The organism is Natronocalculus amylovorans (genome assembly GCF_023638035.1).
Lineage (GTDB): Archaea > Halobacteriota > Halobacteria > Halobacteriales > Haloferacaceae > Natronocalculus > Natronocalculus amylovorans.
This window is the reverse complement of record NZ_JAKRVX010000008.1, coordinates 81632-102699: the sequence shown is the minus strand read 5'-3', so window position 1 is coordinate 102699 and position 21068 is coordinate 81632. Positions and strand designations below refer to the sequence as shown.

At 49.6% G+C, this 21068-nt stretch carries 16 protein-coding genes; 6 read left to right on the top strand and 10 right to left on the bottom strand.

What is annotated here, in order from left to right; all coding sequences use genetic code 11:
* The first annotated feature begins 35 nt into the window (after positions 1-35).
* Positions 36-347, top strand: coding sequence for a hypothetical protein (locus AArcSt2_RS14770; protein ID WP_250585703.1), 312 nt, complete (start codon positions 36-38; stop codon positions 345-347).
* Between the two features lie 65 nt (positions 348-412).
* Positions 413-844, top strand: coding sequence for a universal stress protein (locus AArcSt2_RS14765; protein ID WP_174654843.1), 432 nt, complete (start codon positions 413-415; stop codon positions 842-844).
* A 50-nt stretch (positions 845-894) separates the two neighbouring features.
* Here AArcSt2_RS14765 and AArcSt2_RS14760 read toward each other — a convergent pair whose 3' ends face one another.
* Both AArcSt2_RS14760 and AArcSt2_RS14755 read right to left on the bottom strand, forming a co-directional pair.
* Positions 895-1758, bottom strand: a complete 864-nt coding sequence (locus tag AArcSt2_RS14760; protein WP_250585700.1) for a DUF7504 family protein — start codon at positions 1756-1758, stop codon at positions 895-897.
* A 411-nt stretch (positions 1759-2169) separates the two neighbouring features.
* On the bottom strand, positions 2170-5394 hold the full coding sequence (locus AArcSt2_RS14755; protein WP_250585698.1) for a PAS domain S-box protein: 3225 nt from the start codon (positions 5392-5394) through the stop codon (positions 2170-2172).
* Between the two features lie 910 nt (positions 5395-6304).
* Here AArcSt2_RS14755 and AArcSt2_RS14750 point away from each other — a divergent pair.
* Complete coding sequence (locus AArcSt2_RS14750) at positions 6305-7621, top strand: MFS transporter (RefSeq protein WP_174654846.1); 1317 nt, start codon at positions 6305-6307, stop codon at positions 7619-7621.
* Between the two features lie 27 nt (positions 7622-7648).
* Here the strand turns inward: AArcSt2_RS14750 and AArcSt2_RS14745 are convergent, their stop codons facing one another.
* Positions 7649-8179 carry a PAS domain-containing protein gene (locus AArcSt2_RS14745; RefSeq protein WP_174654847.1) on the bottom strand — a complete coding sequence of 177 codons (531 nt, stop codon included), beginning with the start codon at positions 8177-8179 and terminating at the stop codon, positions 7649-7651.
* Between the two features lie 53 nt (positions 8180-8232).
* A complete protein-coding gene (locus tag AArcSt2_RS14740) occupies positions 8233-8829 on the bottom strand; it encodes a TetR/AcrR family transcriptional regulator (protein ID WP_174654848.1) in 597 nt (198 codons plus the stop codon).
* Between the two features lie 212 nt (positions 8830-9041).
* Between AArcSt2_RS14740 and AArcSt2_RS14735 the strand changes: the two genes are divergently transcribed.
* Both AArcSt2_RS14735 and AArcSt2_RS14730 read left to right on the top strand, forming a co-directional pair.
* Positions 9042-10982, top strand: coding sequence for a COG1361 S-layer family protein (locus AArcSt2_RS14735; protein ID WP_174654849.1), 1941 nt, complete (start codon positions 9042-9044; stop codon positions 10980-10982).
* Complete coding sequence (locus AArcSt2_RS14730) at positions 10983-13514, top strand: efflux RND transporter permease subunit (protein WP_250585696.1); 2532 nt, start codon at positions 10983-10985, stop codon at positions 13512-13514.
* Here AArcSt2_RS14730 and AArcSt2_RS14725 read toward each other — a convergent pair.
* The gene (locus AArcSt2_RS14725; protein ID WP_250585694.1) at positions 13497-14051 is read right to left on the bottom strand and encodes a P-loop nucleotide/nucleoside kinase family protein; all 555 of its coding nucleotides are present in this window, start codon (positions 14049-14051) and stop codon (positions 13497-13499) included. The two genes, AArcSt2_RS14730 and AArcSt2_RS14725, sit on opposite strands and share 18 nt — an antisense overlap.
* A 137-nt stretch (positions 14052-14188) precedes the next feature.
* On the opposite strand from AArcSt2_RS14725, the gene AArcSt2_RS14720 reads away from it, so the two are divergent.
* Positions 14189-14731 carry a DUF7974 family protein gene (locus tag AArcSt2_RS14720; protein ID WP_250585692.1) on the top strand — a complete coding sequence of 181 codons (543 nt, stop codon included), beginning with the start codon at positions 14189-14191 and terminating at the stop codon, positions 14729-14731.
* A gap of 11 nt (positions 14732-14742) precedes the next feature.
* Here the strand turns inward: AArcSt2_RS14720 and AArcSt2_RS14715 are convergent, their stop codons facing one another.
* The 5 genes from AArcSt2_RS14715 to AArcSt2_RS14695 form a co-directional block, all read right to left on the bottom strand.
* Positions 14743-16110, bottom strand: a complete 1368-nt coding sequence (locus AArcSt2_RS14715) for an ABC transporter ATP-binding protein (RefSeq protein WP_250585690.1) — start codon at positions 16108-16110, stop codon at positions 14743-14745.
* Complete coding sequence (locus tag AArcSt2_RS14710) at positions 16107-17207, bottom strand: ABC transporter ATP-binding protein (RefSeq protein WP_250585688.1); 1101 nt, start codon at positions 17205-17207, stop codon at positions 16107-16109. The genes AArcSt2_RS14715 and AArcSt2_RS14710 overlap by 4 nt, the downstream gene beginning before the upstream one ends.
* A gap of 1 nt (position 17208) precedes the next feature.
* Positions 17209-18213 (bottom strand): ABC transporter permease, encoded by a 1005-nt coding sequence (locus AArcSt2_RS14705; RefSeq protein ID WP_174654855.1) that lies wholly within the window; start codon positions 18211-18213, stop codon positions 17209-17211.
* A gap of 1 nt (position 18214) precedes the next feature.
* Positions 18215-19264 (bottom strand): ABC transporter permease, encoded by a 1050-nt coding sequence (locus tag AArcSt2_RS14700; protein WP_174654856.1) that lies wholly within the window; start codon positions 19262-19264, stop codon positions 18215-18217.
* Between the two features lie 113 nt (positions 19265-19377).
* Positions 19378-21039 carry an ABC transporter substrate-binding protein gene (locus tag AArcSt2_RS14695; protein WP_250585686.1) on the bottom strand — a complete coding sequence of 554 codons (1662 nt, stop codon included), beginning with the start codon at positions 21037-21039 and terminating at the stop codon, positions 19378-19380.
* Positions 21040-21068: the final 29 nt, after the last annotated feature.

Here is a 21068-nt window from a genome sequence, read left to right as displayed (position 1 = left end):
GCTAGAGATTTTTGCTCTGCGTCCGTATCATCGGTATGGAATCAGCGGTCTCATCAGCCGACCTTCTGTCTCATATCGAAGCAACGGTTAAAAACACGATCGAGACGGAGTTACCGTGGGAAATTGAAGAGCATGAGGGCGAGATGGTCATTATAATCAAGGATGAGACGCTCATCATCCACAAAAAAGAAGGCCCACAAAACACCGTCCGTTGGTCACTTTCGCGTGTCATCGACGGGGAAACGATCGGCAAGTTTGGGCTGTTTGAGACCGTGGATGAACTCACAGAACAGCTTTCGATCGTTCTGTTGAGTGATGTTCGCTACACCGTCTGCTGCGACGGATAACTACCGTTCTCAGACAGTGGAAATGTCCGATTGTATATTTTAATTGTGTGGGTGTAGGTGCATCTATGAGCTTCCTTGTCGCAACTGATGGATCCGAAGAAGCAGATAGTGCCGTTCAGTATGCCGCGAAACAGGCGGCGTTGTTGAATGCTTCCGTAGAGATTGTGCACGTACTCACACCGCAAGCAGAGTTGGTTGAAGGAGAGATCGTGCTTCCGGGTGGAGCGAAAGCGATCGAAACGGGGACAGAACTGCTCGCTGCGGCAGCAGATCTCGCAGCGACAGTTGCAACAACATATGATACGGACCTCACAGTTGAGACGGAACTGCTTACCGGCCGGCCTGCAGCCGCAATTACAGAGTATGCCACGGAAAGTGGTGTAGATGCAATATACGTTGGCCACCGTGGGCTGTCAGAACAACAGCACGCAGCCGTTGGGAGCGTTGCAAAAAGCGTCGTAGACAGAGCCACGACTCCGGTTACAATCATTAAATAAGATCTACACTGATTGGATCAGACTGGTCTTGAGAAGAGGACTAATTTTGCTCACAGGTCCACCAGACCATTGGCTAACGTTGCTCGCTGAGCCAGATGTTGACTAGGGGCCCGCTCTGCGCGAGCAGAGTCACTTACTAAACCAATCTTTTTCCACTGCGTCTTTATATCCCGCTTTCCGAAGACGCGGCCCAAAACGATTTGATTTTGAACTCGAAGTTCGACAGAGTAGTCGACATGTTCAACGCCAACATTCTGATTAGTCGTTAAGTCTTCACAGTCTACGGTGTGAATAAGTCCACCAACCTCGCGGTTTCGACATCTCCCAGTAACCTCATGTAAAAACTGCTCAATGTTGTTTCGAGAGTGATGAGCTAATAACTGAGGGACAGTACTGAGGCCAAGTATGCTTTCAGTCTCGTCATCGTCCACTCGTTCAAGTGCTCGCTCAACAGCGACCCCCATGTTCGTCAAATCACCGCAGGTAACGTCGATAACACCATCTCCTGACTCCTCTCGAGTAGTTGCCTCGCTCGAGTTCGGTGTGCAATCAATGGTGACGGGGTCTACTGATTCGAGACGATTGCGTATATCTCGATATGGATATTTTGTGGAGATGATGGCTCCATAATCCGTCATTTCTTGATACCAAGCAAAAAACAGGTCATCAAAGAGTTGGGTACTTGGTGCAATTATTGCAATAATATCAGTAGAATTGACCCCAATATCCGTCATAAATTCGGGGAGAAGTTGTATTGGATCCAATTCAACAAACACCGAAAACGCCTCGCCGACATAAGTTTCAGCCTCAATTAAACTATTTATAAACTGATCGTACAGCTCAACATTAGTATCTGGGCCTACTGAATTGGCATATTGTAGATAATCGTACGTAATCCGGCCGGTGGTACTCATCTCTCACCATCTGTCGAACGGTTTTGATTATTGTGTTTAAATCTGTGCAAGCATATTTGATTGTACAACATTAATCAAACAAATGATTTTGAGTATACTATAGACTCTTTCAGAGATATTGGTATAATTAGCTACATACCTGATATGTACGTACCGTATACGATATATTTTGGACTTTGATGTGAACTGCTTTGTTAAATAATGACCTCTGAAAGCGATGAAGTGACAATAGATTTGGAATTAGAGTAGGATGCCTTACCATTTACCTTGAGAACCAAGGAAACACGCAACCTGAACACCCACTTCATGGATTCCCGTGTTAACGAGACCGGTGGCCTCGTTCGCACGGCATAAATCAAAGATTTCTTGCGACATCTTTAGCAGCGGGAGGACGTCAATACCTACACTCTCTTACGACCTCTGGAAAAACGAATGCATGACTTTGTGTTCAATGGCCCTAAGATGCTGATGTAATGTCGATGAAGAGATATCAAGTTGTTCAGCGAGTTCTGCACCACTCGTATCACGTGGGCTAGCGTAGTATCCCTGTTGGACAGCAATCTCAAGGATTTCTTTCTGTCTTTGAGTCAAATTAGACGTGTCAGCATCCGTCCGTATTTTGTCTTGTCTCACAGACTCTTTCCTTCGAAGCGAACACGAATCATACAGCGACTCAAGTTGGCTTCGTGTCTCGGCGACCGATTTGTTATTGACTGTTCGCAAATCAAACACGTCCACATCCGGTTGACACCGTATTTTGGCCATATTTACCTGCTGGCCAGCAACCGAATCAAACAAACGCCTAAGCTCTGATTCTTTAGAACCGATTATTCGAAGGCTGACTTCACAGATACCAGTGTCCAACTGCTCTATTGACTCGATTTCTATATTGGGGACCTGAGAAAGATACGTTCTTACAGATTCGGACGACAGGCCGGTGACTTCTCCGCGTAAAAAGGCGATTTGCTCTTTAGATAGTGTGAATACATCAAAGATGAACGTACTCTCGCTAGGGAGACCGGGGAACAACGGCGAACAACCATAGCACTCAACGGTAAAACGAATCTCCCTGTTGGAACTATCAGAGGCTTCCATTGAGGCAATCTTAGACCCAGCAAGTAGCCCAAGTGTCTCAGCAGTCTGGATTAGTGGTTGGTCAATATCTTCAACGCTAGTACTCACGAATTCACAGACGCCATACACTGTGTCATTGTTGGCAAGAGGTACGGCGAGCGACGATCTGTAGCCGAAATACAGTAGCTGACGAAGCCATTCAGAATGTTCTTGGGTATCGGTCCCATCGACAAGTTCGGTCGTTACTTCTGCAGCAGCAGTGACTGCCGGAAAGCGTTTGTCACGGCTATACAGTTTTGCGGGACCTCCTTCAGAGGAGACGCTGGTTATATCTAACCGATCTTCAATCGGATTATACCTTCCAACGTGAGTATAGTCGGTGAGTTTGTTTCCAAACGATAAGATAGCAGCCTCCACACCATCACGCGTTCTAGCTTTTATTATCGATCGTGCCACATGTATAAACACTTCCCAGACCTGTTGGTAACGATCTGCCCGCTGTGAAACCTCTGTGACATTTCCAGATAGGTTCTGTATTGACTGTGCTTGTTGTATCCGCGTTATTGCCGTCTGGGTCTGGTTAGCTATTGCCGTGATGAAGTCTTTATTTTCATCTGTACATTCTTTCGTACAGACAGCTAGGACTGCTTCTCTCCCGATAGACACGGCTAACAATTGGCCATAATCTGTACTATTCTCAGGATTGCCAAGCGGTCCAAACCCATCTTGGTGGATCCATTGGCTGCGATCCGCACCAACGACTTGCCAGATGGCACTTTCACCAGGCTCAATTCTTGGTGGAAAGAACCCATCTGCATGTTTCGACGTCTGTTTGTGAAGTGTGCCATCATCATATTGATAGATAGTAATCAAATCAACATCTTCTACAGCATCCTCAACGGCGTCGACACACACAGAAAACGCTTCGTTGAGAGTCGACGTTTGCAGTAACTCATTACTAAGAGATGTGAGCTTGCGCAACTGCTTTTGTCTACGTAACTCCTCGCGGACACCGACAAGCTCGGTAATATCGTTTGCAACACCAAGAACCGCGTCTGTACCATTATTAACCGAATTAAACGGAATCTTCCACGTTTCAAGTATTCGTTCAGTACCGTCCGAGTCAGTAAGTGTTTCGCGTTTTCGATGTATCGATTCACCGGTTTCAATCACCAATCGATCATCTTCAGTAAATACATCCACTTCGTCCTCTGTAGCAGAGAAGTCCAGATCGGTGGAGCCAACTAACGCTTCGGTTGTTGTTCCGTACGCGTCGGCGACTGCCTCATTCGCAAGTATGAATTCACCGTCAGTATTCTTCGCAAAAATCAACTGTGGAACAGTATCAATGACGCGCTCTAGTTGGGCTTCATGAGCTTCAGCGCGTTCACGTGCTGAACGCAACTGTTCTCGCTCATCAATGAGTAGTAATGCCACCTGGAGATGGCGAGAAATGATTCTAATGAGTTCTTTGTCCTCTTTTAGGAAATTTTCAGGTTCACTGGACCCAACAATCAGCACACCGTACTTACCAACCGGCACAATGTATGCTGATGAAAGACACGTATCGCGATTGAGGTCCGACGCTGTCACTGGGAAGTCTGGGTGACACGCCGGCTCACCTGCAACAAACGATTGTCCGACAGGTGATTGGGGAGATTCAAACGTAAGTGTGGTCTCAATAAGTTCTTTCATACCAGCTGAGAGCTCAACAGGGAGTAACTCATCCGTATCCTTGTCGTGCTGCCAATACCCCGAAAGCGGTCGGTCAACGATATCGGTTAGTGCATTGATGGTCAGTGTGAGTGCTTGATCAACATTTTTTGCAAGCATTATCCCTTCACCGAGTTCACGGACCTCAGCAAGTCGTTGTTGTGTCTGTTCGCGATTGGTCAGATCTATCGCCACACACGTGAGTCCGCCGTTCGGTAGCGTCGCTAGTGACACGCGTTGTACTACCTCGGACCCATCCCGTCTCTGGCCGGTTAGCTCGCCATCCCAGTTACCACTCTCTTCGAGTACTGGGAGAACTTCGGTCTCAATCTCTGCGACTCTTTGATCGCTGTAAAACTGCTGCCAATTGCCATCAATCAACTTCTTAGGTGTCTCATATCCAAACAGTTCTGCGTGAGCTTGGTTCATGTAGTTGTAGGTACCATCCGGCCCTAAAATGGCAATACCAGCAGGTGATGACTCGATTGCAGTCGACTGTTCAGTAAGTTGCTTAACACGAGCAAGTCGATCACGAGCGTCCTCAAACAGACCAACAACATAGGTCTCGTTGTCATACTCAACCGTATATGTACGTACATCAACCGGGACTTTTGTCCCATCACGCTGTTGAACAACTACCCCTTCATTTTCATAAGAATAAACTATATCTTCATTTCCATCCACTGCAGTTCTGAATAGTTCCCTATGTTGTTCTTCTAACTCAGGAGGGTGAAGTTCAGTTTGATGACTCCCGACAAGTGATGATTGATCTTTATCAAATAAAATTGTCGCCGCAGTATTGACTGCTACAACCTTTTCTGTGCGTGCCGAAGCAATAACAACAGGCAAAGGCAGATCTGCTGTTAGTTTTGTAGCGAGTCTATCTAAAATACCTGAGTTTGGTCTCGTACGTGCCACTTGTTGGGTATCTATGTCATCCAGCATAATTAAATAAGTTGTTATTACACACATTGAGGGCCCCACTAATCCTCTCGATTGTCGACACACGCAATGTTGTACTCCACATACATTCCCCCAATGCAAGTATCTTGCTTAGCGAGGACTTGTACAGATCACTTTCACCCGTTGGGCTCTCGCCCGACGCTCTGTTAGCCGTTGTGATCTGGTGATTATCTGGGTAACAGCCAACAAATTTCTATGGTAGTGACAATAGATAGTTTTGCTTACGGAATTTGTAGGTAGGTGCCGTAGATACCTCATATGTACGTAACCACGCGATAGTGTACAAAACCAATAATAATTATAAAACTAAACAGGTATTCTAATTCAGTACAAAGAATGTGAACGCTCCGTAAGCAAAAAAGCAAACTATAGCGTCAAGAGGCTACAGCCGCACTCACTTGGAAATATTATAGTGGGTGTGGTCACAATGAAAGCAATCCTGCGGTAGTGAGCGAGTCGACAGCACCTACATCGTGATCGCTAACCGCGGCCACGATACACCGAGGGAACGACCGAACTCGTTGCTGAAGCGTTCACTGGCGAGACACCGAACTGGGATTCAGTCAGATCCTACACGATCCCACTTATTTTTCCTGGAATCCTCACGTGGGACGATCTCGCCAGTGAAACGCATTCGCGTAGTGCAGCGATCTGAGACGCACAGATCACGATGTGGGAACTGTACGAAAAAGACCCGAGTTCGTTTCTCCCCTGAAGATTACTGAATAGTGCCAACGTTTCGACTCAAGTGGCTGGCTTCGATGGTATTTATATTCGTAACTGAGTGAGATAGATTATGAGCGAACAACAGGTCGAAGTTGCTGGACCAATGGATGCATTCCGGCAGTTCTTTTCGCTTCAGCGAGACGTTCTTGTTCTCTCGTTGGCGATGTTTGCGTTCAGCTTGGGCTTTCAGATGACCAACCGGTTCCTCCCCGAGTATCTGTTCTTCCTCGGCGCAACTGGATTCATTGTCGGTCTGTTCGCCACGCTCGGGAACGTGATCGGAGCGGTCTTTCCATATTACGGTGGGGTTGTCTCCGATCGCGTCGGATCACGATATGCCTTGACTGTCTTTGGCTTTCTGTCAACATTCGGATTTGCGATCTGGTTTGCTGCGGCCTACATTCCGGCGATCGACCTTGGCGCGTTCGTCCTTGAACCGTGGGTTTGGGTGTTTGTCGGTCTGTTGTTGGCTCAGTGCTGGAAGTCATTTGGGATCGGCGGTCACTACGCGATCGTCAAGCAGGCAACCGAACCGAGCCGGCTGGCTCGTGGGTTCGCGAGTACGGAAACGTTCCGTCGAACTGCATTCCTGATTGCGCCGTTGATTGTCGCTGCACTCGTCGCCGACCAACTCATGCCCGGCTTCCTGTGGGTGCTCATGATTGCAATCGTCTTCGCGATTCTCGGCACAATTGTACAACATCTGCTGTACGAATCCGAGAAAGACACCGTTGGCAAGGAGTTTCAAGGATTCGGTCAGATTCTCACGGACCTAAAAGCGCTTCCAGATCCGTTGCGCCCATTGTTGGTGGCGGACACATTCGTGCGATTCGCTAATGGGATGGTATACGCGTTTTTCATCCTTGTGATCACCCAACTGATGGGGATCGGACTGACGGTGACGCTTCCTGTGTTTGGCACGGTCAGTCTGTCGCCAGCCGCGTTCTTCGGTATTCTCCTGAGCGTTGAGATGTTTGTTGCACTTCTCACGATGGCTCCTGCTGCTAAAATCGCAGAGCGTGTTGGCCTCAAGCCGATCGTCGGGCTTGGATTTTTAGTGTATGCTATCTTCCCGGTTATACTGATTTTTGCGCCAGAAAACCCGTGGATACTGATTGCACTGTTCGCGTTCTCAGGGCTGCGTTTTGCGGGGTTACCGGCTCACAAGGCACTGATTGTTGGACCGGCTGAAAAAGGTGCAGGCGGTCGAGTGACTGGCTCGTACTACTTCGTTCGCGGTGCGATCGTAATCCCGAGCGGCGTGTTAGGTGGATTTTTGTGGGAGTTCGTCAACCCGGAGATATCGTTCATAATTGCGTCTATCATCGGAATGATCGGCGTTGCCTATTTCGTGCTCTTCGGCGAGGAGTTTGACGCCTATCAGTAACTAACCAAAACCCACTGGTTTTCGAAACTAGTCGATCGGCGCTTGTATTGCGACCCAATTGGCGATCGTCCCGCTCTCATCAGGAATCGGTGTGAGTGAGACCCGATTCGTGAATACTGTGCCATCGTTTCGGTAGTTGTGGATCTCTACTGTCACCGGTTCCCAAATCGAAAGCGCCTCTCGAAAGTCTGCCCGAGGCTCGTCACTCGTCTTTGGGCCCTGCAGTAGTCGCGGGTTGTTTCCACAGAGTTCCGCAAGCTCATACTGTACCCATGATCGAAATGTCTTGTTTGAGTACAGAATTGGTGTATCCTGATATGCGGGCCCGGTGAGCGTGATCCCAAGCGGCGCGTTATCCAGCTGTTGTACACGAGCGATCAGTTCTTTGTCGCGAGATGAAAGCGTAAAATCGAGCGCATCAAAATATGGCTCCGGCGACTGACTCGCTGTTTCATCAGAAAGTGCGAAACCATACGTTTGTGAGATTGCGTCTAGTTTCGATCGAACTGCCGCAGTATCAGCCAGCAGGACGGATGCAAGATCAGATCGAAGACTCATCTATCGAATAATAAGAGTGGTAGATATTTGTCGCTGTTGACATTGCAAGACAATCATGCGTAAACGCGATCGGCCAGATATGCGAACATCTCATCTCGGACCGATGTTTTCCAGCCATCACCACCGGTTGTTACGAGTCGCACAGACGAACCAATAAGAAGCGTGTGGATTGTCGCTGCAACGGCATCTGGATCGCACTGTTTGAAGACACCGTTTTCAATGCCTGCAGTAACTGTTTCCGCCAACGCATTCTGGATGACAAGGTCACTACGATCGAAGTGCGCCCGATAGCCATTGTTATGGGTCGATTGGAGTCGGAGTTCAACCAGTGAGCCCATGAGCTGATACTGCTGGGCATCACCCTCAATAGATAATACCTGCTCAATAAACGACTCAAGATCCGATTTGGGATCCGTATGGTCACTGTGTGCCGTGGTGCCTGCGAACTGGTCTAACATAAACTCCAAGCACGCAAGCAGTAGATCATCTTTCCCGTCAAAATGGTGGTATATAAGCGATGTACTTTTGTCGAACTCTTCGCCGATTCGGCCGATCGTGAGGTCAGCATACCCATGTTTCTCAAGGGCATGATATGCAGCAACAAGAATCTGCTCACGAGTCCCAGCCGACTCGTCCGCTGAAATAGTCATTGTGTAGTGAACCCAGTGTAGGTATGTTAACGTTGTTGATTGAACGTTCAATCAGTACAGCTATGTGGTCACAGTTAGTGTAGTATCATAGATGAATATTTCGCGTATCACAACCACCCACAGAAACGCAGTCTGTTTTTTTGTTCGCTGTGAGGTGCTTGACTGATGGGATCGTGCGCTCCTGCTAGCGGTATTGGGGGTGTTTGTCGTCGATGAAGCCCCGAAGCCGATCGGCAATCGGTATTGCGATCGTGCTGCTCTTGTTACTCTCAGTAAGCGCAGCGATCGTCGCCGGACAGAGTTTCACACGGGGTGAGCCAAACATTACCGCGTTTGTGCCGGAGAATGAGGTGACACCCGGCAATGAGGAGACAATCACGGTCCAGTTACAGAATGATGGTGAGGTAGAAACGGGAACACAAACAGACGTTGTGACAGCCGCACGTGGAGTCAACGTAGAAGTCCGTGACAGTGGGCCATTTGATGTTCGTTCCGGGCGGACATCAGTCGGCACAATTTCAAACGGACAGACAGTAAGTACCGACCTCCGTCTTGGAGTCCCACGAGATCTTGAAGCAGGCGAGTACGATGTTACGCTTAATGTCCGATACACCCATACACAGTCGATCTCACCAAACTCCGATTCTGTGAACGATCGATCAAGACTCCGACAAGTGGACGTTACGCTCTCAGTCAGTGACGATGCACGGTTTGAGATTACAGACATTGACTCGGACCTTCAGCCGGGGATGAGTGGCACAAGCACGATCGAGTTTGAGAATATCGGAAATGAGCCGGCAATAGATGCGCGAGCAACGCTCACCGGTGGGAGTGGCCTCACGTTTGGTGAGGGCACTGCAGAAGTCTATTTGGGAGATGTAGATGATGGAGACACTGGTACTGTTCGCGTTGCAACATCGATTGCAGAGGCTGCTGAAGAGGGCGCAATCCCACTTGAAGCAATCATTGCATATGAAGATGAAGATGGCGTGACACAGGAAGCGCCTAGTATAACACATCCATTCCCAACGGCTGCAAAATCAACGTTTGAGATTACAGACCTTGATGCAGATCTTGCTGTTGGAGAGGATGGCTCGATCGAAGGAACGATCGAAAACACCGGCCCAACTGACGTAACCGACGGTGTGTTGGTTCTCGAGCCTGCTGGTGAGTCCATGATCGTATCAGAGCCACGTATTGCACTCCCCGAACTTGAATCAGGAGACACTGCCGAGTTCTCGTATGATGCAGATATTTCTGGCGAGTCGGAAGGTGGCCCTCGACAAGTCCGATTCACTGTTGAGTACGCAAATGATGGTCCAGCAACCGTGACAAGCGATCCCCTCTCCGAGCGGGTTGATGTTGGCGACAAGCTCTCGTTTTCGATCGAGAATTTCGATGACACGCTTGCTGTCGGCTACAGCGGCGTCATCACCGGAGACATTCGGAATGATGGGCCCCGAAGCGTTGACGATGCGGTATTAATTATTGAGCCGGTGAGTGACTCGATTTCGATCGATGAGCAACGGTTCGCACTGCCAGAGCTGGAGGAAGACGAAGCGAGTGGGTTCCGTTTCCCAACGGATATTAGCGGCCAAGCGGATGCAGGTCCACGTCAGGTTCGGTTCACAATTGAGTACGGGAGCGGTGTGCAAGAACCCGCAACAGTCGGCCCAATCACCGAGCGTGTTGAAATTACTGACCAGCAACGCGAGTTCTCGATAACAGACTCAAATGTGTCGGTCGCTGCAGGCGGCTCAACTGAACTTGTCCTTGAGATCACGAACGAACGCCCTGAACGCCTATCCAACATCAATGCAAAACTGTTCACTGACAGCCCATTCTCTTCAGGCAGTGACGAAGCATTTGTGTCGGGGCTTGATCCAGGAGAATCAGCTGAAATTGTATTCTCGCTTTCTGCATCCAGTGGTGTAATGGAGAAGACCTACCCAGTGGAGTTGGACTTTCAGTATGAGACAGAGCGAGGAAATACCGTTCTCTCAGACACATATCAGTATCCAGTACTGGTGACTGCGCCAGCAGATGATGGTGGGCTCTCGAGGCTCTTCTCAATACTTGCCATCATCGGTGTGGTGGCGATCGCCAGTGGTGCAGGATACTTCGTATATAAAGAGCGGGTTAAAGAGCAGTAGATGACAGCCTCTGGGCCCACGGATGACACGTCCGAGACAAAACGGAGTGACCCAGTCACACCGATCATCAACAGATACATCACCACAGTCCCATGGCGTGTTGTTGGGGTCTTTCTTCTACTGACAGTCTTCTTTGTAGTTGGAATCGGCGGGACCGGCGAACAGCAGGCAGGGGCAGATCAGTTTACGGCCGACTTGGAGGAAGCAGATGCGCTTGAGGAGATGGAGGAGCGGTTCTCGCAAAATCAACGGGCAAGCGGAGGCTCAAGTGCGACACTGTTCATTAGCGACGATCGGAACGTCCTCTCGAAACCCGTATTACTCCGAATACTTGATGCACAGGACCAACTAGAGACGCGAGACAGACTTCGAGTGAGTTCAACCGGAAGCCCGGCGTCAAATATTGCGTTACAGCTCGATCCAACTGCAGATACTGCAGAGCAACAGTATCAATCGATCGAGCGTGCATCCGATCGGCAGATTGAGCGTGCAATCCAAGATGCAGACGAGTCTGGCGCGCTTGGCCCAGTGAGTCAAGATTTCAGCGCGCCAGCAGCCAGCGCGTCAGTAATGCAGGTGTTTGTTAATTATGACGTCCCTGCAAGCGCAGACACAGGCGATGCTGCGTCGTTACAGTTTGAGACGGTTGACATCGTTGACGCGATTGATGGCTTTACTGCGGGAGACAATGTCGTTGTCTTTGCGGATGCGATCCTAGAAGATGAGATTCTACAGCTGTTGACGGATACTGCAATTGTGGTCTTCCCGGCCGCAATCTTGCTCATCATGTTCTTTTTGATCGTGGCGTATCGCGATCCGCTTGATCTACTACTCGGGGTGACCGCGTTAGTGATGACGCTCGTCTGGACGTTTGGGTTCATGGGATATGCAAATATTCCATTCTCGGATTCAATGGTCACCGTATTTCCACTGCTACTCGCTGTTGGGATTGATTTTGGGATTCATATAATCAATCGCTATCGTGAAGAGCGGGCCGAAGGTGCAGCGATCACAGAAGCAATGCGACTTACGTCAACGCAGCTAACCGCTGCCTTCCTGATTGTGACAATCACAACCGTATTTAGTTTCATTGCAAACCTCACAAGCTCACTCGACTCAACCAGAGAGTTCGGTATCGTCGCTGCTGCGGGAATGGTTTTCACATTCCTCATTTTCGGAGTGTTCCTCCCCGCAGGAAAGGTTGGATTGGACAATTTCAGAGAGGGTCGCAGAATCCCAACGTTCGGTGTTGCACCGCTTGGCAACGAGGACTCCATCCTTGGCCGTGTGCTGCCGGTCGGCGTCTGGCTCGCACGTGTTGCCCCAGTTGTTGTGCTTTCATTCGCATTACTGATCGGTGCAGCAGGCGGGTTCTTGGGAGCGGGTGTTGATACAGAGTTCTCTGAAGAGGCATTTTTCCCGGATCAAGAGCGTATTGATCAGTACCAATCGCTTCCTGGGCCGCTTGCACCGAGTGACTATACATTTATGCAAGTGCTCGATCGGCTCGAGAACGACTTTGGGGTTGCATTTGTTGGATCGGTAACCGTGTTTATTGATGACCCACAGGTCAGATCGGATATTGCGTTACGTGAGATCGATCGAGCAATACAGAATCCACCACCATCTATTGAAGCAACCGATCGGCGGGCTGAATCAGATAGTATTCTTGATGTGATCGATTCACGAGCCGCGGAGGACCCTGAATTCGATCAGTTCGTGCGAGCATCCGATAGCACCGGTGACGGCGTTCCAGACAAGAATATAGACCTCATCTATCAAGAGCTGTTTGACTCCCCACGAAGCGGCGACGCTGCATCCTATGTGACGAGCGATCGAAGCGCTGCCAGAATTATCTACGATGTTGACGTTGACGCTGAGCAAGCAGCAATCACTGCAGATGCACAAGGGATTGCAGATGCAATGCGTCTTGATGCGGTTGCAACTGGGGATCTGGTTGTCAATCAGGTGGTGATTGACCAGATTACTGACTCGGCTATTCGAAGCCTCTTTGTCGCATTTATTCTAACAGGTGTCTTCTTGATACTTTCATATCGGTGGCTTGAGGGGCGTGCAGTGTACGGTGCGATCAATCTGGTCCCAATTGTTGTCACTGTTGGTGCGCTTGCTGGAACGATGCGGGTACTCGATATTGCACTGACACCGATCAATGCGCCAATCCTCGCCGTCTCGATCGGCCTCGGTGTTGATTACACAGTGCACTTTATGCACCGATTTGTTGATGAGTTTGAGAATCGAGGCGATGTGGATGCAGCCCTCATGATCACCGCACGTGGAACTGGTGGCGCACTAACTGGAAGTATGTTCACTACAGTGACTGGGCTTGGAACGCTGTTTTTGGCGTTTATTCCACTCATTCAAGACTTCGGACTGCTGCTTGCACTTGGTGTCCTCTACGCATACCTTGCATCGATTCTTATCCTGCCAGCAACGATCGTTGTCTGGCACCGGTTCGATCAGCAGTACGAACTTCCGAGCGGCGTTGAAAAGTCGCTACCGTGGCGTCAGTGACGCAACACCAAGTGCCTCATCAACTTGCTGTTGAAGCGATCTGAGATCGCGTGAGTTGTCTACAACCTCGTGCTCCATTTCGATCGGTTCAAATTCGTCTTTGATCATGAGATGAATATCGAAATCAGCGTCGCTAATATCATCTCGTGACTCAATCCGCTCTTTGACGATTCCTTCATCACAGGTGACAGTGATGAGTGAGAATTCCGCAGCAATAGCATCTGCACGCTGTTTGATCCGCTCTCGAATCTTGACAGTCCGAAACGTCCCATCAACGACAGCAGTGCGGCCACTGTCTGCGATCGTCGTTGCCCGATCGAACAACGTCTGATACGTCTCTTTTGACTCTTCGGCGTTATATGTTGGCTCCGGATACAACTCTTTACGAATCACATCTGTTCGGAGCAGCTCTCCAGACAGTTGCGCGGTAGCACGCTCTGCAACCGTTGTCTTTCCGACTCCCGGTGGACCACAAACAACGACAATCCTCCCAGCATTTCGATCTAGTTGTAGCGATTCGGACTGAGAACTAGTCATACATACCCCCGACTACATCCGTCACTAGACCCTGCATTCAGTATATATCCGCCGTTGACTGCACATAGTAGTTCCGACCTTGTATTCAGTTTTGACATCCGCCCCACCGTGAACGGCGGAACCCGCTCCTTGATTCAGTGAGCACAAAAGCAGAACGCTCTTTTTATGTCCTACCGTTTGGCCTTGATGTGCAAGGAAGTGGGCCACGATCGGATCGCGAGGCAGATCCGTTCGGATTTGATGAACCAACGAACGTTTTTACCCGTGGAGTCTCACAGATCATTCCACAGTGGCTTGCTCGAAAATCGGTAACCGTCTCAATACAAACTGACAAGAACCACTACGCAGTGGATGAGCCGATTAAAATTACTATTTTGATCCGAAACCGACTCCCCGTACCAATTCGTATTCTAACCACACAGACACGCGTTTGGGGATGGAAAGTAGATGGGTTGGTCGACGCAAGCGAGGAGATATACTATCAACCAAAGTCACAGAACGTGATTGAACTTCGAGCCGGGGAAACAAAGAAGCACGCGATTAGCTGGGACGGACGGATTAAGCGTGTAGACGACCGAACTCATTGGGAGCCGCTCTCCCGTGGAATCCACACGGTGACCGCATTTGTCACCACTCCTGTTGTCAAAACGGCGTCAAAAGAGATTGAAGTTCGATCGTAGCTGAAGCGTCGTTATCGATGCAGATGACAGTTTACAACGTGTATATCACCACGTTCTGGAGCAACAGTGTACGTTGGCTGTTCGATCGCACAAATACTATTCTCCTCGAACGTGTTCGAGAGCAACGTCGCTGCGTCTTCCCACTCACCATTCGAGAGCGAGTCGATCGCAGCATTAATTGTTCGTTCAACCTCCCCTTCAGGCCATCCATTTTTAAAGAACAAACTCTCAAGCCGCGTTCGTACTTCCTCTGGTGGAAGTGAGATCTCAGTTTGATCCGACTCACCCTCGTCAAGTACAAACGATCGACGATTGACCGCACGAGTGAACGCTAGCGTATCTTGCCACACGGCAGGCTCTAATTCATATGACTGCAACCGAGCCGCTTGAACCTCGTCTGGGAGGTCTGTTGGTTCTTTTCCAAGTGCTCCAGGCTGGATAACCTTCGGGCACCGAGTCCTGAAGCGGCAGCCGGATGGCGGATTAATCGGGCTTGGAACGTCCCCTTCCAGCGTTCCTCGGGCATTTGTTGCGCGGGGGTCTGGAACCGGAATTGCGTCCAACAACGCCTCAGTGTATGGATGTTTTGGGTTCTCAAAGAGCTCCTCTTTATTTGCGAGTTCTGCGATCTGTCCAAGATACATCACTGCAACCCGATCGGCAATATAGCGAACGACAGAAAGGTCGTGACTAATAAACAGGTATGTGACGCCAAACTCGTCTTGGAGCTCCTGCATCGTATTGAGTACCTGCGCTTGGATCGACACATCAAGTGCGCTTACAGGCTCATCACACATAATGAGGTCAGGATCTGTACTCAATGCTCGGGCAAGGTTTACACGCTGTCGTTGCCCACCGGAGAATTCGTGTGGGTAGCGATTGTAGTGCGATGGGTCAAGTCCAACCTTGTTCAAAAGCACCTTCGCACGCTCTGTGCGACCCTCACTGTCGTAGAGTCCATGTGCCTTCATCGGCTCCTCGACGATCTGCCCGATCTTCATCCGAGGATTGAGCGACGACTGTGGATCTTGGAAGATCATCTGCATGTTCTGCCGGAGCGGCCGTATCTCTTTATCAGAGAGCTCAGTGAGGTCCTGTCCCTTGTATCGAACACTGCCAGCTGTTGGACGAAGTAGCTGCAGAACAGTTCGTGCAAGCGTACTCTTCCCACAGCCGGACTCGCCAACAACCGCGATCGTTTCGCCTTTTTTGATCTCAAAGGAAACATCGTCAACAGCTTTGACATCAGGCGATCCAAAGAATCCGGAGAGGAATCCACTCCCCGAAGAGAAGTATTTCGAGACATGGTCAATCTCCATGAGGGTTTCTCCCGCTTCTATATCACCAGTATCGTTGCCAACTGTCGTTGCGTCGCTCATTGGACTACCTCCGTTCCTTCTGTGCCTTTTCTGGCTTCATTCTCGATCGGTTCACTAACATCGTAGCCAACGTCCTCGTGCTTGAGGCACGATGCGTTATGCGGCCAACCATCATATGTGGTAATTTCACTGTATGTTGGCTCAATTTCGGTACAAACCTCGCGTGCATCAGGGCAGCGGGTATGGAAGCGACACCCAGATGGTGGGTTGATCGCTTCGGGCATTACCCCCTTGATTGGCACTAACTCCTCGATTGTCTGGTCGGGTCGTGGGATCGAGTTCAATAGCGCGTTTGTGTATGGATGCTGTGTCTCGTAGAATAGCTCATCTACAGTTGCTTGTTCAACAATCTCTCCAAGATACATGACGTTGACACGATCGCAGATTTCTGCAACCACACCCATGTCATGTGTCACCCATAAGAAACTGGTACCATACTCCTCTTGAAGCTCTTTGACGAGTTCCAATATTTGGCCTTCAACAGTCACATCAAGCGCTGTTGTTGGCTCATCCGCAATGATAAGCTCCGGTTGGCAAGCAAGCGCCATTGCAATAAGTACGCGCTGACGCATGCCACCGGAGAACTCGTGTGGATAATCATCGAAGCGCTCCTCAGGTTCAGGTATCCCAACCTCTCGAAGCATCGTAATCGCTTCCTCGCGAGCAGCCTTTTTGTCAAGCTCTCGGTTAAGTAGAATAAACTCCTTCAGTTGGTGTCCGATCGTATAGACCGGATTCAAACTCTCCATCGGGTCTTGAAAAATGATGGCGATTTCGTTGCCACGGACTTGTGTTCGCATCTCTTCGTTAGTGAGCATCTCATCGCGTGGCACAAGCTCATCACCAGCACGTTCGAAGCCGACAAGCGTTTTATTTTTATATGTAATCTCGCCACCGACAATCTCACCCGGGTTATCGACAAGCCGCATCACACTTGATGTAGCAACGGATTTCCCAGCACCGGATTCACCGACAAGCCCGACAATCTCACCGGGGTATACATCGAATGAAATCCCATCAACTGCCCGTACAACTCCCTGTTCAGTGAAGAACTGGGTCTTGAGATTTTCAACGGTTAGAATTGGTTCATCAGTCATATTAGTCTTTAATCCGTGGATCGAGTGCATCCTGAAGTCCGTCTCCAAGCAGGTTGAATCCCATAATGGTAACGAGGATTGCCAACCCTGGCCAAATACTCAGCCACGGACTTGGTAACATGAACCCACGCGCGCTTGAGAGCATCTGCCCCCAGTCTGCGGTTGGTGGCTGTGCACCATATCCGAGGAACGAAAGGCCAGCAACGATCAGGATTGTTACACCGATCTGTAATGTTGCAAGCACCAGCACTGGTGCGAAACTGTTCGGAATCACGTGTCGAAGAATAATATTTCGGTCCCTGACTCCTGAAGCCCGTGCGGCCTCAATATAGTCCATCTCACGGACAGACAGAACACGCGATCGGATCAAACGGGCAAAGACCGGAATGAATGCGATACCGACACCGATCACCGCATACTGAATATCCGGTCTGCCACCGCTGACAAACACGGTAAAGACAATCACAAGGACGAGTGCTGGGATCGAGTACAAAATCTCAACCGTCCGCATGAAGACATCGTCAATCCAGCCACCATAGTAGCCGGAGACTGCACCGACGATCGTCCCACCGATGAGGCCAATCCCAGTTGCGACAATACCGACCGTCACGGATACCTGTGAGCCGTAAATGAGCCGTGTGAAATAGTCACGTCCGTAAATGTCTGTTCCGAGTGGATGTGACAAGACACCGCCATCAGCGAAGAATGGTGGCAGTGTTGTTTCTGCCTCTGCTGCTGGTGGGTGTCGTTCTGGGTGGTTTCCGAGAACGTTCTCTGCAAAAACGAAATTGTCAATGCGGCCAAATGTGAGCGTTGAGATATTTGAATCAATCGTTACAAACGCTGCGAGGAAAATGACAGCGCCAACAATATACATGCCAAGCCGGGCAGTAGTATCCTGTTTCACTTTGGCAAGTGTATATGAGAGTCCAACTTTTGCTTCGAACTCGTCATCTACCGGCTCTTGTTCAACATCTGCTTGTGTATCTGGATCTGCGTGTGCCATATTAGCTATCCTCCTCGTAGCTGACCCGTGGATCAATATACGCGTATGAGATATCAGTGATGATTACACCAATGATGAATACAACACCAAAGAACAGCGTTGTACCCAAAACGAGCTGGTAATCAAGATTCTGTATCGCAGTAATGATCAGCCGGCCCATCCCATTGATTGCAAACACCTCTTCGATTAACACCGCACCGCCGAGTGCAGTCGTAAGGTTAAGACCAATGATTGTAACGATCGGTAGCTGTGACACCCTGAATGCGTGCTTGCGCATGATCTTCCGCTCTGAGACACCGTATGCTCGTGCAAGCTGCACGTAGTCGGCGTGGAGCGACTCAATCATTGACGATCGCTCAATCCGCATGATTGTTGCCATGTGTAACGTCCCAAGTGCGAGTGTTGGTAAGATCAAGTGGCGGGCGGTTTCATAGTATAATCCCTCAAGCCACGGGAGCGTGATCCCACCAACCTGTGTTGACCCAATGCCGAGATATGAATCAATAAATCGATAGTCATCGGGTGAATGCCATGGATAGACCATGCCGGATGAAGGTAATAGCCCCAACTGATACGCAAAGATGATTATCAGCATAAGGCCAATCCAGAACGATGGTGTGCTGACACCAATCAACGCGACAATTCGGGAGGCGTGGTCGCTTGGCTGATTTCGGTTTTTTGCTGCGATGACACCGAGTGGAATTGCGGTGGCGATCGCAAACACGAACGATGAAGCAACCAGCATAATTGTCACTGGGAGTCGCTCTGCAACCTTCGTCAGTACCGGTTCGTTGTAATAGAGGCTATACCCCAAGTCCCCTTGAGCGAGTCCAATCATGTAGTTCACATATCGCTCATGGAGCGGGCGGTCAAGCCCATACTGTGCTTCAAGCGCTGCGACCAGTTCTGGATCGCTCTCCGTCTCTGCAAGCATAATGCTGACAGGATCGCCGGGCATCGAATTCGCAAGCAAAAATGTAATCACTGAGAGCCCAAACAGAACGGGCACCGCTTGAATAAGTCGGTAAACTGTGTACCGTAATATTCCCATTATTCGTCCTCGTAATGTTGCATGTTAGTTATCTTCGCATGTATGTGTGTGATTATGTGTGATACCGATACTGAAATCAAAGAAACGGGTGTTTTAGAGAGTTACGGTTATGATTACTCGACGGTCGTGTTATTGTACGATGAAATAACACGTGGGTTCTCCGAAGAGACAGGGTGAGCCGGAAGATCACCAACACGATCGTTGACTCCCATAGAGCTCATAAGGCCGTATGCGGGCATGTGAATCTTCTCTTCGAGGATCTCATCGACAACCTCGATGTAGAGGTCCCGACGCTCATCGAAGTCTGCTGACTGACGAGCAGCAGTGATATTATCGTGGAACGATGGATTATCGTAGAAGTGACCTTGCGTTCCACCTTCTCCTGCAACGCTTTCGTGGAACAGATTGTAGATAAAGTCATCAGGATCACCGCCTCCAGACCAGCCAAGTGCATACATTTGGAATTCATCCGAGTCACCCGTCTGGTATGTTTCAGTAAACTGACCCCAGTCAAGTCGCTGGACACCGGCATCGTAGCCGAGGTCGTTCAGCGAACTCGCAATAACCTCGCCAAGCCGCTCTCGGAGGTCATCCGGTGGGACAATAATCGTTGGTTGCCAGTCATCTGGCGCATGCTCATCGAGAAGTTCTTGTGCACGATCAAGATCCTGTTCAAGTTCCATATCTGCCCACCGATCGAGCGGGAAGTCCCACTCTTCTGCAAGCTCTGTTGGGACTGGCGAGACTACGTGGCTCCCTGCGGGTTCAACTTGTTGCTGAATGAAGCCGCTCATATCGATCGAATGTTCGACCGCCTCACGAACCTCACGTGTTGCGGTTGGCCCTTCGTTCGTATTGAAAGCAACGTAGAAGTAAGAGATACTCTGGATCTCTTCAATCCGTGCATGGCTAATCCCTTCAACACTCTCATACAGCTGTGCAGGAATCCCCATGATAACGTCGGTTTCCTGTGTTTCAAGACGTGTTACACGGGTTGTGTCCTCTTCAACAGGCTCATACCTAATTTCCGCAATGTTTGCTAGTTCGTCATTATCATCCCAGTAGTCATCCCACCGTTCTAACTCGACAAACTCTCCCTCTGTCCAGTCAACAAACTGGAATGGGCCAGATCCAACAGGAGAGTCACTGTTAAATGCTTCTGGGTCATCAAGTCGGACATCTTTCGGGACAACATTCCGGACGATAGTTGATGTTGCGAATGGACCGAATGGGAAGTCGAGATCAACCTGCAGTGTGTGTTCATCAATGATTTCGGTATCAGAAATCATATCCACTTCTGCACTGTTCTGTGTGGACTCTTCAACAGGTGCAAGGAACGTATGTTCGACGTCCTCTGCGGTAACAGGATCGCCGTTTTGGAACATCGCTTCCTCACGAAGTGGGAAGATATAGCGTGTGCCATCGTTTTCGACCTCAGGCTCACTTGCTGCAATCTTCGGCTCCAGATCTAATCCAGCATCGTACTGATAGAGCCCATCATACATCATATTCGCAATTTGGTTCGAATAAACATCGTTGATGACGATTGGATCCCACTCGAGTGGACTCACTTCTTGGGTTACGTGAAGGAACTCACCGTCGGGGGTGTCTCCACCATTACCGTTTCCGTTACCACCATTGCCTTCACCAAGCGGTGAATCATCCTCTTCGCCACCGTTACCGACACAACCGGCCAACCCCAGTGCAACAGCAGCACTGGTCGCGCCGATAAATCCACGTCGGTTGAATCGTTGCGTCTTGTTCTCACGAGACATATTATGACCAGATACGGTGCTGGTTTTTA

Coding starts and splice junctions, on each gene's coding strand:
- AArcSt2_RS14770 (WP_250585703.1), top strand. CDS start 36: ATGGAATCAGCGGTCTCATCAGCCGACCTTCTGTCTCATATCGAAGCA.
- AArcSt2_RS14765 (WP_174654843.1), top strand. CDS start 413: ATGAGCTTCCTTGTCGCAACTGATGGATCCGAAGAAGCAGATAGTGCC.
- AArcSt2_RS14760 (WP_250585700.1), bottom strand. CDS start 1,758: ATGAGTACCACCGGCCGGATTACGTACGATTATCTACAATATGCCAAT.
- AArcSt2_RS14750 (WP_174654846.1), top strand. CDS start 6,305: ATGAGCGAACAACAGGTCGAAGTTGCTGGACCAATGGATGCATTCCGG.
- AArcSt2_RS14745 (WP_174654847.1), bottom strand. CDS start 8,179: ATGAGTCTTCGATCTGATCTTGCATCCGTCCTGCTGGCTGATACTGCG.
- AArcSt2_RS14740 (WP_174654848.1), bottom strand. CDS start 8,829: ATGACTATTTCAGCGGACGAGTCGGCTGGGACTCGTGAGCAGATTCTT.
- AArcSt2_RS14735 (WP_174654849.1), top strand. CDS start 9,042: ATGAAGCCCCGAAGCCGATCGGCAATCGGTATTGCGATCGTGCTGCTC.
- AArcSt2_RS14730 (WP_250585696.1), top strand. CDS start 10,983: ATGACAGCCTCTGGGCCCACGGATGACACGTCCGAGACAAAACGGAGT.
- AArcSt2_RS14725 (WP_250585694.1), bottom strand. CDS start 14,051: ATGACTAGTTCTCAGTCCGAATCGCTACAACTAGATCGAAATGCTGGG.
- AArcSt2_RS14715 (WP_250585690.1), bottom strand. CDS start 16,110: ATGAGCGACGCAACGACAGTTGGCAACGATACTGGTGATATAGAAGCG.
- AArcSt2_RS14710 (WP_250585688.1), bottom strand. CDS start 17,207: ATGACTGATGAACCAATTCTAACCGTTGAAAATCTCAAGACCCAGTTC.
- AArcSt2_RS14705 (WP_174654855.1), bottom strand. CDS start 18,213: ATGGCACACGCAGATCCAGATACACAAGCAGATGTTGAACAAGAGCCG.
- AArcSt2_RS14700 (WP_174654856.1), bottom strand. CDS start 19,264: ATGGGAATATTACGGTACACAGTTTACCGACTTATTCAAGCGGTGCCC.
- AArcSt2_RS14695 (WP_250585686.1), bottom strand. CDS start 21,039: ATGTCTCGTGAGAACAAGACGCAACGATTCAACCGACGTGGATTTATC.